Source organism: Olivibacter ginsenosidimutans, from assembly GCF_039542865.1.
Lineage (GTDB): Bacteria > Bacteroidota > Bacteroidia > Sphingobacteriales > Sphingobacteriaceae > Olivibacter > Olivibacter ginsenosidimutans.
Window position 1 is genome coordinate 63,861 of the sequence record NZ_BAABIQ010000002.1, and the last position, 12,030, is coordinate 75,890.

Genomic DNA, 12,030 nt, shown 5'->3' on the forward strand with positions numbered 1-12,030 from the left:
TATTTAAATCTGATAACCCAAAACTGCATCAATAAATTCAATCAATGAAAGAACATAAATCGTCATCAAGTATAGTGGAACGCCTGAAAGCTCGAGCATTGGCCCAACAGAAAGATACTGTAAAAGTGGAACTAGCCAAAACAACGGTAAGGACATGCCCGAATTGTGGTGCCGGGAGGGCAAAACAGGATGGACTAACCCATTGCGCTTATTGTGGCTATTGCTTTAGTGCGCATACACTCGTAGATGGCATACAGATAAAACAAAGTGATAACTCAAAATAGATTCAGATAATAGGTATCAAGATAAAAGACCAGTATCACGACAAGGCACTTGCAACATATAATGGCTAATCAGCTGGTTGATATTTTTTTTACTTTTTACTTTAAGCTAATGGCTCTTTTTTTTAGAAAAAAACAACATAGTAACAACGCAAATGCTGAGCAGCGTGAGGATATCGTATCACGTCTACAGGTATTTTTGGCCAGACTAGATGAGAAAGCAAAGCTATTGTATGATGAGGCGAAAGAAAGTGCACAATCGATAGCTGATGCTGATCCAGATCCTTTCAAGCGTTCTTATTACCAGTTTAAGACAGGTATACAAGGACAATTCCAGGCGTTGTTGCAAAAGGCTAATACGACTTATCAATCGCAGGTATTACCAAAAGCAAATATGTTTGAACAGATGAAAGTGATGACAATCTTTGCAGCTTGGCATAGTAACTTTTTACACCTGATGACGGATGTATTTGAAGGGGTGCAGTTGCGCGACCTGGAAAAAGAATATCGGGAAATTATGGACGACTATACGTTGGCCAAAGAGAAATTTCATTGTTCGCAATGTGGTGGCAAATTGGAAATCGATCAGTTTTATTACATTTCTACCTACATTACTTGTCCATATTGCAAAACACAAAATACGTTTCATCCTGGCACGAAAACACGCTTATTGGAGTTAATTGCTCGTGATTTGGCGGAATATAGGCATCGAGATTTGAAGGAAAACTACCAAAAAGTGCGTAGAGAATATGGCGTAAAAGAAGCGGAGCAAGCTTTCAAAAGCTATATGCGTGCCGTTATTGATGAGATGAATCGTATTCAACCCGGAATGGAAATACAGAACGATAGGTTTTATGAACGTATAATAGAAGAATATACCCATCACGGAATAGGTTAAATAACTTTATATATAAATCTTTAAAACAATACGTTATGTTTAAGAAAATGTTTAAAAATCTGACAGATAATTTAACGGAGAAGTTAACGGACAATTTAATGAATAACCAAACTTCTAAAAGCCAAGAGAATTACGCCGAGCAAATGAGGCAGGCTTATGGTGGTCAGATCGATCAACAAAAGTTTGACAGTCAAGTCTCTGCAATGGGGTATACCACTATAAATTCTGCGAAAGAAGACCCCAATGACCCGCTAATGCAACCCATTCATGGCGTTACCCTTTTTGATTATGCAGCGGGTGCTGGAAAAATGGGTGAAGGTGTTTCTGAAGATCAAATTTGTGTCGCTTTGGGTATAGAACGCCCCATGTGGGATGAAGCACGTAAACTTTGGGAAGCCCGGATGAAAGAAGACAAAAGTTTCAACGTAGCTAATGTCTATGCAAAGTATTACGGAGAATATAAAAAACATGAGAAATTGGGTTCACTTACTCCACTTCCCGGTGCCGCTCCGCAAACAAATGTTCCATCGGAAGAGATCGAAGCGAATTTGAAACGTATTGAGGAAGACAAATATTTCTTTTTTGAAATGCAAGCGGCCATGCAAGCGGCCTATGATAACGGAATAGATGGAGCGCAATGGTTGCTTGAAACGATTGGTATTACCGTTTCCCAATTCAATAGCACGGGAGCTAAATATATGACGGATTTTGGTTTGGTGGCACAAATGATGGATTTTCAAGACCAAAAACAAAAAGAATATAGTGCAAAGTTTGCTCAGGATTTAGGTGGTAGTATTGCCGACGATGTGCAATTCTAATCGAATACTATACCAAATCTTGTAAAAAAGTATCCAACTCCACTTCTTTAGGTAAGTGGAGTTTTTGTTTAATACGGTACTTACTCACACGAATGCTTTTAGGTTCTACATTAAAAACAGAAGCCATTTCTTTCGTAGATAATCTTAAGTGCATATAGGCACAGTACTTGAGATCTAGGGGAGTCAGTTTATGATCAGACAGTTCCTTAAGCTTTTGAAAGAAGCTGGAATGGATTTCCTGAAATTCCTTTGTTGATTTGTTAAGGGTTTCCTCATGGCGCAATTCCGTACGGATTATCTTGGCAATCACTCCCTTGTCTTCTTCATCTACGAAAGTTTCTAATCTATCTTTTAGCTGTAGGAGTAATTCATTCTTCCGCTCAATTTGCAAGGCATCTGCCAGAGCCTCTCGTTCCATTTGTTCTTTCTGAATTTTTAATAGCTCTTGTTCGGCTTTTAGACGTGCCTGCTCCTCCTGTTCCAGTCGCAATTGCATACGAGCATGTCGCTCAGCCTCGGCTTTTTCAACTAAAAGAAAGCGCTTTTCTTTTTCCCGCATTTGTGCAATGGCTAAGGCGTCTTCTTTTTCCTTTTGCAAATTTAATTGCTGTTCGGTATGCAAACGTATTTTGTTACGGTAACTGTAATAAAGTAAAATGAGCGAAATGAGGGCTAATACTGCGACACTAGCATACAATATATTTTGAATTTTTCGGCTTTGCTGTTGGGCCTTAATGTTTTTCATCTCTAACAAAATCCGCTGATTCTCATATTGCGCTTCCAGTTTGTGGGATTGTACGATTTGATTTTGGTCAAAGAGCTTACTATTGTACATCTCCTTTTTCCTTAGAAAAGAAAGAGCTTTTTGGTCTTGTCCAATCTTTTCATAAAGTCGGCTCAAACCTTCCGTTACTTGCGTTAACGCATAATACTGTGGAAGTTCTGCTTCAGCCAAATGGACATAAGAGTCTTGTAAATAGATCTCTGCCTGCTTATAATTACCATTATGCGTCTCAAGTTCGGCCAATAAACCATTAACATTACCATGAATAAGGTAATTCAAATCCTGATCTGCTACCGCTTGTTGAGCGCGAAGTGCATATTTACGGATACTGTCTTGTACGTACTGATGGCTTAATTCATGATATTGAAAATAGTGGTTAGCAATATTTAAATTAGCAATAGCATAGGTATTGTTGCCAACAGCTCCTGGATATAGCTTAAACAAATTAGCTGCTTGATGTAACTTATATAACATACTATCTAAAAGCAATTGATTCTTACGTTGCTGATAGTCCATTTCTATGGCCACAGACTGCGCCGTATAACTATTGCTGAGCAGATCGTAATCTTTGGCTCGTTGAGCATATGTTGTACTTAACTGCGCATATTTAGTCGTTAATTTGAGATCATTCCAGCTAGAGTAGACGGTATAGAGTAAATAATAAAGTCGGGATTTTAAATCATCATCTTTGTTTGCTGGTATAAGAGCAAGGGCGTCTTGTGCGTTTTTTACAGCGAGATCCCGGATGTTCAAATAGTTATAATAATTGGCTAAGGCCATTTTTCCCCAAATCTTGGCATACACCTCTTTGGAGTCAGAAGCCATCTTAGCGGCAGAATCAGCATATTTTTTTGCTAAATCAAAGTCATTATCGTATAACTTCTGTCTGCTTAATTCTCCAAAAATCTGTACCTGCTGTGTACGGTTTTGTGCTTGTTCGGCTATTTTTTTTGCAATGACGATCGTTTGTAAATTTGCTTTGAAATGACCACTTAAACGATACCGTTTTGCCTGCTTTAATAGAGAGTCTACCTGTTGTTCTTTTGTTTCCACTTGTGCTAACGAGATAGCTGGGCCAAATAGCAGTCCGCAAAAGAAAATGATCCGTAGAAGATGCCGGCAACTCATATTTTGCATAGGTGTTTATTGGCTAAGTTAAAAAAATATCGTACACTAAAGAAAAGAGCTGTTGATATACCTCAAAAAATACTATCTTGAACTGTTTTTCAATGGGCATAAAATGAATACTAAACTACAACAGGCTTTTGAACGGTTTGATCAGTATAATCAGCAAGATCCGAATGCATTGATCTGGGAAGAAAAAACCTATCCACAAGAGTATTTTTTAGCACTTAAACTACATGATTGGGTACTTCGATTAAAACCTGATGCAAATGAAGCTTTACGATTAGCTTCTCGCAGCCAGCATATCGGAAGGTGGAAAATTGCCCGTAAAGATTATCCGGCAGGAAGAGAGGGTTATCTAAAATGGCGAAAGGAATTGGCCAATTTTCATGCCGACAAATCAGCGTCTATCCTTCAAGAAGTGGGCTATAGTGAGGAAATTATTCAGAAAGTTCGAAGCATTATTCTTAAAAAAAGAATAAAAGTAGATCAAGACGTACAGACCATGGAAAACGCGTTATGTTTAGTATTTTTAGCTTATCAGTATGAAACATTTTATCCCAAATACAGGACTAAAATCGTTACTATTTTAAAGAAATCTCTACTGAAGATGGATAGCCATGGTCATCAATTTGCGCTAGCTTTACCTTATTCAGAAGAGGGTCTACAATATATCAAAGAAGCATTGCGCTTGATCCAATCGTAAGGCCATTCATTCAGCTAATGCAATCATGTTGAGGCAGTTTTTTAAAATTTATTTCTCTTCTTTTACCCTCTTGATTGGCTTTAACCTTTTTATGAGTGTGCTAGCTGTTCTCCTGTTTTTGCAAGAGGGCTTCGATCTATACGGTGTCTACCTCATTAGTGTGCTAATTAAAAGCGTTGGCTATTTATTTTCTGTAGCCATCGAACGTATGTTCTATGCTAACCGCGTATATTTCTTTAAAAACTTAGGGCTAAGTTACCGTTGGATTTTCACTTATCTATTTTTATTGGATTTTGGATACTACCTATTAATCTTAATTGGATGTCGGATTATCGGGAACTTTACTTAGATAGCGTTTCGCATCGCTATGGTACAAAACAAATATTGAGCAGTGTATACCTGAGCTGTAAAATAGGAGAGACTGTTGGCCTATTGGGCAGAAATGGTTCTGGAAAATCGACCTTGCTTAAAGTAATTTTTGGAACATTAAATCCTCATTTTAAATATGCACGATTGAACGGAAAACCTTTTAAGAAGGGATATCTGACAGGACAAATCGCGTATTTGCCTCAAGAACGTTTTGTGCCACTGCATGTGAAAATAGAAAAGCTATTCCATCTTTTTGTTCACACACATCGTGATTTGGTTTTTTCGACAGACTTCATTCGCGATCATCTTCGTTACACCGCTGACCAGCTTTCCGGTGGACTGCAACGATTGATTGAATGTTTTTTAATCCTTTATAGCGACGCCTCATTTGTACTATTGGATGAACCCTTCTCTCAGATTGCACCGATTTATGTAGAAGAGATTCAGGATCATATGCAACTGCTTAAAGCGAAGAAAGGATTTATTGTAACCGATCACTATTATGAACGTATTCTTGAAGTTAGTGACCGTATTGTATTGATAAACAATGGGTGTAACTATAAAATAACAACTAAGGAAGATCTTGCTTTACACGGCTATATTCCATCCATGAAATAAGTCCTACAATGCTTCAAAAGGGACAATGCGATTCCAATCCACATGCTTAAGCCCTATCCCCGGTGTTTCATCTACTGGGATTACATCACCTTTACAAATGAAGCCGGTGAAGGGGTCATTCGTTACGCCTAAATTACCATCCAGATCAATATAATCCGCTAAGCTGCCCAATTGTGCTGCTGCTGAAATGGCACAAGATGTTTCAGACATACACCCAATCATGGTTTGTAGACCTAACCTTTTAGCTTCCATCAACATTTCAAAAGCTTCCTTTATTCCGGTGGATTTCATAAGCTTTACGTTAATACCGTGGTAATAGGAGCTTGCTGTTTCGAGATCTGCAAAACGTTGAATCCCTTCATCTCCAATAAGGGGGAGCGGACTCCTTTCCTTTAACCAATACATGCCTTCGTAATCGTTTTTTGGAAGCGGTTGTTCAATAAAAACACAGTTCTGTTCGGACAACCATTCAATCAAACGGATAGCTATTTCAGGATCTTTCCATCCTTGATTGGCATCAATATATAAAGGTTTGTCTGTTTCTCTCCGTATCGCCTCAATCAATGTTCGATCATGAGAAGTACCCAGTTTTACTTTAAGGTAACGAAATGCTGTTGCCTCCTTTACCCGTTGGGCCATAATTTCCGGCGCTTCTATCGTAATGGTTTGAGCAGTTACCAAAGATGCCGCTGGGAGATGGTATAGTTGATGTACTGGCTGCTTTAAAAATTTCCCCAAGAGATCATGCAACGCTATATCTAAGGCCGCTTTTATCGCTGCATTTCCCGGAGCAATTCCGTCGATATAGGATAATAGGGGCGAAAGATCGGGAAAACAATCAAAAGTATTTAGATCTACCTTCTCCAAAAACAGCTGAGCAGTATTAAGGTCTTCCCCGTAACGTGGCGGCATGGAAGCCTCTCCATAGCCGGTATATCCTTTATAGCTAAGCTTAATTAGCATCAAAGGTGTACCTGTTCGCACATTATCTGCAATGCGAAACGGATGCCGCATGTGAAGGAAATACGGTTTGTATGCTAACTCAAACATGGTGTATGGTTTGATTTACACAATCACTGTTTCCGCAGTAAATCTACAATTTTTCTGTTAACGAAACAGGTCATTAATTATCCACGATTGTCTTTCCAAAAGGCATCAAAGAAAGTTCCAATAACTTTAGATGCTGCTTTGCAAAGGGAATACCTATAATGGTAATGGCTAGAATTACAGCCCAGAAAAGATGGTTAAGCGCCGTATACAATCCACCAAATAAAATCCAAATGATATTGGCCATCACATTTAAACAACCTGATGCAGAAGGTCTATTAACTACCCGTTTTCCAAATGGAAATAAAACCATTCCTGCTAATTTAAAGCACTGGATACCAAATGGAATACCTATAACGGTTAAACAAAGGATCAATCCACCAAAAAGATAACCAAGTGCAGCAAAAAATCCACCAAAAATAAACCAAATAATATTGCCTATGATATTCATTGCTTCTTATACCTGATGTTTACCATAAGTAAGACCTCTAAAGTGCAGTAATGTTACAACTAAAGAATGGATAATAAAAACCGCAACTTATTTAGCATCAACGCTGAGGCGGTTATATGCCATTTTAACCTTGTTATTTTTTATTGGTCATGAAGGTATATGATTACCGACGCAAAACTGCTAAATTTAGGCGAATAATTCATTATAAACCAACAATATATAATTTTCTAAACAATTAATCCGGGTATTTGTACCTTAAATAAGTAAAACGGACTTTATCGTATGCCGCTGATTAATTATAATGGCTGTATAGGGTTAGTCGGCCAATTTTAAAAACGATACGATAACTTCATTAACGCTATTTAAACGATCTGTGAGTTCAATATCAACAACTAATAAATCCACTACAAATATGCCCAGAAAAATATTGGGTACTACGGATGCAATCGCATTAATTGTAGGTATTGTTATCGGTGCTGGCGTTTTTAAAACTCCTGCTTTAGTAGCTAGCCATACGGAAGATGATGTTATGTTTATATTAGCCTGGTTACTAGGTGGTATAGTCTCTTTAATTGGCGCATTAAATTATGCTGAATTAACAACAGCTTACCCTCATACCGGTGGTGATTATCATTTTCTTTATCGCGCATATGGGAAACGTTTGGCTTTTTTATTTGCTTGGTCGCGTATGAGTGTTATTCAAACGGGTTCAATTGCTTTATTAGCGTTCATTTTTGGCGATTATGCATCCCAATTTTATAGCCTTGGTTCCTATTCGGAGAGTATATATACGCTTGGCATCATCATTATACTCACCTTGATTAACATCCTAGGATTAACTTTTGGTGCCACTGCCCAAAAAATATTTACCGTTTTAGAAGTTGCTGGAATCTTAATGGTTATCTTATCCGGTTTGTTTTTTGCAACACCTGTAATACCGCAAAACGTTACAGCCACTGTTCATACTACACCGCCCTCATCGTCTTTTGGGATGGCAATGGTGTTTGTTTTATTAACCTTTGGAGGATGGAACGAAGCGGCCTACATTTCTGCTGAACTTAAATCAGGTGCGAAGAGTATGGCAAAAGCAATGATCTGGAGTATGGTTATTATAACGCTCGTTTATTTACTCGTTAATTTTACATATCTCTATATCATGGGGCATCAAGGTATTGCTCATTCTAATGCGGTTGCCGCTGATCTGATGCAACTCGTTTGGGGACCAAAGGCCTCTCGGTTCATTGGTCTTCTCGTAGCGATATCAGCCTTGACTTCTGCTAATGCCACCATTATAACCGGCGCCCGTTCAAATTATGCCTTGGGTAAAGATTTTCCTTTTTTTAAAGAAATAGGTATCTGGAATCAGCGTTCAACTTCTCCTATTCGTGCTCTTTTATTGCAGGGTATTATTGCCATCGTACTGGTTGGATTGGGGCTGTTAACCCGTAATGGCTTTGAGACTATTGTTGATTATACAGCGCCCGTATTTTGGTTTTTCTTACTAATGGTTGGCATAGCTGTTTTAATCATGAGAGTGAAAGACCCCAAACGGGAGCGCCCATTCAAGGTCCCGCTATATCCCATTTTACCGATTTTATTCTGCTTAAGCAGCACATTCCTTTTATATAGCAGTCTCACTTATACCGGTGTTGGTGCATTGGTAGGCGTTGGGGTACTTATTATCGGATTGATTGTTTATTTGGTTATGCCAACAGTTAATGCAAGGTAAAAAAAACAAAATTACTTGATGAAATGTTAAGATAATCAGGTTGTTAAATAATTTTAAAGATGATGAAAAGAGTAAAGATTCAAGTGGCAAGTTTGTTTTTCATCCTCACTTCCTTGCAAACAGTTTTTGCACAAGAACCAGTGAAGAAGGATGTTCCTTACGTCCCAACCGATCAAGAGATCGTAAATGCCATGCTCACCTTGGCTAAGGTTGATAAAAATGATGTTCTATATGATTTGGGTTGTGGTGACGGACGTATTGTGGTGACCGCTGCAAAGCAATTTGGAGCAACTGCCGTGGGAATCGATATTGATCCCCAGCGGATTCGGGAGGCTAATGAGAATGCACAAAAGGCACAAGTAGAAGATAAGGTTAAATTCATCCAACAGGATCTTTTTACAGCCGACTTTAGTGATGCATCTGTCGTTTCATTATACTTATTACCTTCTGTTAATTTAAAACTGCGTCCTAAGCTGCTTAAACTGAAACCGGGGACGCGTATTGTTTCACATGCATTTACGATGGGCGATTGGAAACCCGACAAAAAAATGGATGTGGGAGGGGCTACTATTTATTTATGGACTGTTCCAGAAAGCTAATTAATGGAATTTCTTAGGGTATTTATCGTTTGAATTGGGGTAACTTAACCGTACTAAGCGAATTTAATGTGTGGTTATCCCAGGTAATTTAATTTGCTATCCAATTTTTTGATTTTTATACTATATTGCAAGCATTTTAATTCTCAACGCGTTTAATATCGTTTTTTCTATGCAGCCTAGGTATTTAATTCGGAGCGTATTATTCATCGCTTCTGCCTGTTTTTATAGTCAATGCCATCCACCAACTACCAACGGAAATGATGAGCAACAAGAAAGCACTCAAGATACTATTCCACTACCTGTAAAAACAGAAAAACTAGGAAATCACGGTAAGGTTTTTTATATAGATGGCAAAAGTATCCTACAGGATACCCTTGTAAATGGCGATAAACGGTTACGCATAAATGGCGATCTATTTTTACACATTACAGGAGATCATTTTCCGCTCTATATTTACACCAGTCTCATGCAACTTGAGGTAATTAGTCCCTCTGCATTTCGAATAAGTGCTTATGACAAAGACCAAGGACAATCGGTAGAATCCTTATCGGGTGAAATTAGAATTGCCAAAAATTACGATTCGCCATTTCCAGAACCAGACACCCTTCGTGAAAACAATCTTTACATGATTAATAGGAGTATAGATTTATCAGAAAAAGAAAACCTGGATGATGATAAGTTAGCCCAATGGTGGAAACGGGTTGGCAATTGAGTTGAACCGACGCAATACCTCATGCTTTCATCAGATCAACACTTATGGATACGATCTTTTCTTCAAAACATATTTTGTATTATTTTGTTGGATGTACACAGCACAAAATAAAAATACAGGTGGTGGAGCCTAAACAAAATTCAAACAAATGCATATCCTTTGGAAATATCTAAAGCCTCAGCAAAACTTAATTTTCCTTTCGTTACTTTTAGCAGCCGCTGCCCAACTGATGAACTTAATTGACCCGGTAATTTTCGGAAAAATTATCGATGAATATGGAAACAATAGTAAACAGTTACCGGCATCACAACTCGTACAAGGTGCATTGTATTGGTTGTTTTTAGCGCTTATCATTGCCTTTTCTGCGAAGTTATTTAAATCACTTCAGGATTATACAACACGTAAGGCCGTTGCTACCTTTGGCATGCATATTTTCAATGATGGACTAAAGCAAACATTACGGCTGTCTTTTCAGGAGTTCGAAGAAAGTAAAAGCGGGGTAACACTATCAGTTCTGCAAAAAGTGAAAACCGATGCCGAACGTTTTATTAACGCTTTTATTAATGTGCTTTTTTCTTCGCTGGTAGGCGTATGTTTTTTATTATGGTATAGCCTTACCAAGAACTGGCTGTTAATACCCGTTTTCTTTGTTGGTGTGGTATTGTTAGGATCACTTACGGGCTTATTGTCTAGAAGAATTAAAACCATCCAACGTTCCATTAACCGGCAAACAGACAAACAAGCAGGCGTCATTACGGAGAGTCTGCGTAATATTGAACTGGTGAAAAGTTTGGGATTAACCTTTGCTGAAATCAGGCGATTAAAAGAGCAGACGCTTAAGATTTTTAATTTAGAAATGCTGAAAGCAAAAAAGGTTAGCTCTTTATCCTTTTTACAAGGTAACATGCTTAACCTATTGAAACAATCGGTTCTATTTATTTTATTGTGGCTAATTTTTCATCAAGTCTTAAGCACAGGAGAACTTATTGCCATGCAGTTCATTTCTACGGCGATTTTTGTACCGCTGCAAGATTTGGGTAATATGATTTTACTATACCGAGAAGCAGATGCATCGTTGCGAAATTTCGATAAATTGATGGCTAAACCTATTGAACGAAGACCAGAAAATCCGATAGAAATTGGCGATTTACACCGTCTACGTTTTGATCAAGTCGTTTTTAGACATAAAACGGCAAATTACAATGCTATCGATAATATTTCATTTTCTATACGTTCAGGGCAGACTATTGCTTTTGTAGGCCCTTCTGGATCGGGAAAATCCACCTTAGTAAAATTACTCGTTGGATTGTACACTCCCGTGCAGGGAGATATCTATTTTAATGATGCAGATTCAACAGCCATACGTTATAATCCCTTACGAAGACAAATTGGTTTTGTAACCCAAGATACACAGCTATATGCAGGTACCATTAGGGATAATCTCTTGTTTGTCAAACCAGGTGCAAGCGATGATGAAATCATGGAAGCGCTTAAAAAAGCTTCGGCTATTCATCTTATTCAAAAAACCTCCCATGGTATACATACCTTATTGGGCGAAAATGGTATGAAGTTATCTGGAGGTGAAAAACAGAGGTTATCGATTGCGCGAGCCTTATTACGTAAACCACAGTTGCTTATTTTTGATGAGGCTACTTCAGCATTAGACTCACTAACAGAAGATGAAATTACCAAAACGGTACGCGAAATTTCAACCAACCGCGAACAAATGACCATTCTTATCGCACATCGTCTATCCACCGTTATGCATGCTGATGTTATTTATGTGCTGGAAAAAGGAAAAATTGTAGAGTCCGGCAATCACCAAAAATTAATCGATGAAGGCGGACTCTATTATGCCATGTGGCGACAACAAATCGGTGAAAGGAGATAGAT

General features: G+C 38.2%; 12 protein-coding genes. 9 read left to right on the forward strand and 3 right to left on the reverse strand.

The window, feature by feature from the left end; translation table 11 throughout:
• Positions 1–44 precede the first annotated feature (44 nt).
• From ABD930_RS01085 to ABD930_RS01095, 3 genes are all read left to right on the forward strand, one after another.
• On the forward strand, positions 45–284 hold the full coding sequence (locus tag ABD930_RS01085; protein WP_345229827.1) for a hypothetical protein: 240 nt from the start codon (positions 45–47) through the stop codon (positions 282–284).
• 109 nt (positions 285–393) lie between these two features.
• Positions 394–1,179, forward strand: coding sequence for a hypothetical protein (locus ABD930_RS01090; RefSeq protein WP_345229828.1), 786 nt, complete (start codon positions 394–396; stop codon positions 1,177–1,179).
• Positions 1,180–1,214: 35 nt separating this feature from the next.
• Positions 1,215–1,997, forward strand: coding sequence for a DUF6620 family protein (locus ABD930_RS01095; RefSeq protein WP_345229829.1), 783 nt, complete (start codon positions 1,215–1,217; stop codon positions 1,995–1,997).
• Between the two features lie 7 nt (positions 1,998–2,004).
• On the opposite strand, the gene ABD930_RS01100 is transcribed toward ABD930_RS01095, so the two are convergent.
• Positions 2,005–3,918, reverse strand: a complete 1,914-nt coding sequence (locus ABD930_RS01100) for a hypothetical protein (RefSeq protein WP_345229830.1) — start codon at positions 3,916–3,918, stop codon at positions 2,005–2,007.
• 103 nt (positions 3,919–4,021) lie between these two features.
• Here ABD930_RS01100 and ABD930_RS01105 point away from each other — a divergent pair, with 103 nt between their 5' ends.
• Together ABD930_RS01105 and ABD930_RS01110 are read left to right on the forward strand one after the other, a co-directional pair.
• Positions 4,022–4,612 carry a DUF4202 domain-containing protein gene (locus ABD930_RS01105; protein ID WP_345229831.1) on the forward strand — a complete coding sequence of 197 codons (591 nt, stop codon included), beginning with the start codon at positions 4,022–4,024 and terminating at the stop codon, positions 4,610–4,612.
• 321 nt (positions 4,613–4,933) lie between these two features.
• Positions 4,934–5,599, forward strand: coding sequence for an ATP-binding cassette domain-containing protein (locus tag ABD930_RS01110; RefSeq protein WP_345229832.1), 666 nt, complete (start codon positions 4,934–4,936; stop codon positions 5,597–5,599).
• Between the two features lie 3 nt (positions 5,600–5,602).
• Here the strand turns inward: ABD930_RS01110 and ABD930_RS01115 are convergent, their stop codons facing one another.
• Together ABD930_RS01115 and ABD930_RS01120 are read right to left on the reverse strand one after the other, a co-directional pair.
• Positions 5,603–6,649: a dipeptide epimerase gene (locus ABD930_RS01115; protein ID WP_345229833.1), complete on the reverse strand. Its 1,047-nt coding sequence runs from the start codon at positions 6,647–6,649 to the stop codon at positions 5,603–5,605.
• A gap of 73 nt (positions 6,650–6,722) precedes the next feature.
• Positions 6,723–7,097 (reverse strand): YccF domain-containing protein, encoded by a 375-nt coding sequence (locus tag ABD930_RS01120; protein ID WP_345229834.1) that lies wholly within the window; start codon positions 7,095–7,097, stop codon positions 6,723–6,725.
• Between the two features lie 412 nt (positions 7,098–7,509).
• Between ABD930_RS01120 and ABD930_RS01125 the strand changes: the two genes are divergently transcribed.
• The 4 genes from ABD930_RS01125 to ABD930_RS01140 all read left to right on the forward strand — a co-directional run bounded on the left by ABD930_RS01125 (position 7,510) and on the right by ABD930_RS01140 (position 12,028).
• The gene (locus ABD930_RS01125; RefSeq protein WP_345229835.1) at positions 7,510–8,826 is read left to right on the forward strand and encodes an APC family permease; all 1,317 of its coding nucleotides are present in this window, start codon (positions 7,510–7,512) and stop codon (positions 8,824–8,826) included.
• Between the two features lie 59 nt (positions 8,827–8,885).
• A complete protein-coding gene (locus ABD930_RS01130; protein WP_345229836.1) occupies positions 8,886–9,425 on the forward strand; it encodes a class I SAM-dependent methyltransferase in 540 nt (179 codons plus the stop codon).
• Positions 9,426–9,594: 169 nt separating this feature from the next.
• The gene (locus ABD930_RS01135; protein WP_345229837.1) at positions 9,595–10,137 is read left to right on the forward strand and encodes a hypothetical protein; all 543 of its coding nucleotides are present in this window, start codon (positions 9,595–9,597) and stop codon (positions 10,135–10,137) included.
• Positions 10,138–10,285: 148 nt separating this feature from the next.
• Positions 10,286–12,028, forward strand: a complete 1,743-nt coding sequence (locus tag ABD930_RS01140; RefSeq protein WP_345229838.1) for an ABC transporter ATP-binding protein — start codon at positions 10,286–10,288, stop codon at positions 12,026–12,028.
• Positions 12,029–12,030: the final 2 nt, after the last annotated feature.

Coding starts and splice junctions, on each gene's coding strand:
- ABD930_RS01085 (WP_345229827.1), top strand. CDS start 45: ATGAAAGAACATAAATCGTCATCAAGTATAGTGGAACGCCTGAAAGCT.
- ABD930_RS01090 (WP_345229828.1), top strand. CDS start 394: ATGGCTCTTTTTTTTAGAAAAAAACAACATAGTAACAACGCAAATGCT.
- ABD930_RS01095 (WP_345229829.1), top strand. CDS start 1,215: ATGTTTAAGAAAATGTTTAAAAATCTGACAGATAATTTAACGGAGAAG.
- ABD930_RS01100 (WP_345229830.1), bottom strand. CDS start 3,918: ATGCAAAATATGAGTTGCCGGCATCTTCTACGGATCATTTTCTTTTGC.
- ABD930_RS01105 (WP_345229831.1), top strand. CDS start 4,022: ATGAATACTAAACTACAACAGGCTTTTGAACGGTTTGATCAGTATAAT.
- ABD930_RS01110 (WP_345229832.1), top strand. CDS start 4,934: ATGTCGGATTATCGGGAACTTTACTTAGATAGCGTTTCGCATCGCTAT.
- ABD930_RS01115 (WP_345229833.1), bottom strand. CDS start 6,649: ATGTTTGAGTTAGCATACAAACCGTATTTCCTTCACATGCGGCATCCG.
- ABD930_RS01120 (WP_345229834.1), bottom strand. CDS start 7,097: ATGAATATCATAGGCAATATTATTTGGTTTATTTTTGGTGGATTTTTT.
- ABD930_RS01125 (WP_345229835.1), top strand. CDS start 7,510: ATGCCCAGAAAAATATTGGGTACTACGGATGCAATCGCATTAATTGTA.
- ABD930_RS01130 (WP_345229836.1), top strand. CDS start 8,886: ATGATGAAAAGAGTAAAGATTCAAGTGGCAAGTTTGTTTTTCATCCTC.
- ABD930_RS01135 (WP_345229837.1), top strand. CDS start 9,595: ATGCAGCCTAGGTATTTAATTCGGAGCGTATTATTCATCGCTTCTGCC.
- ABD930_RS01140 (WP_345229838.1), top strand. CDS start 10,286: ATGCATATCCTTTGGAAATATCTAAAGCCTCAGCAAAACTTAATTTTC.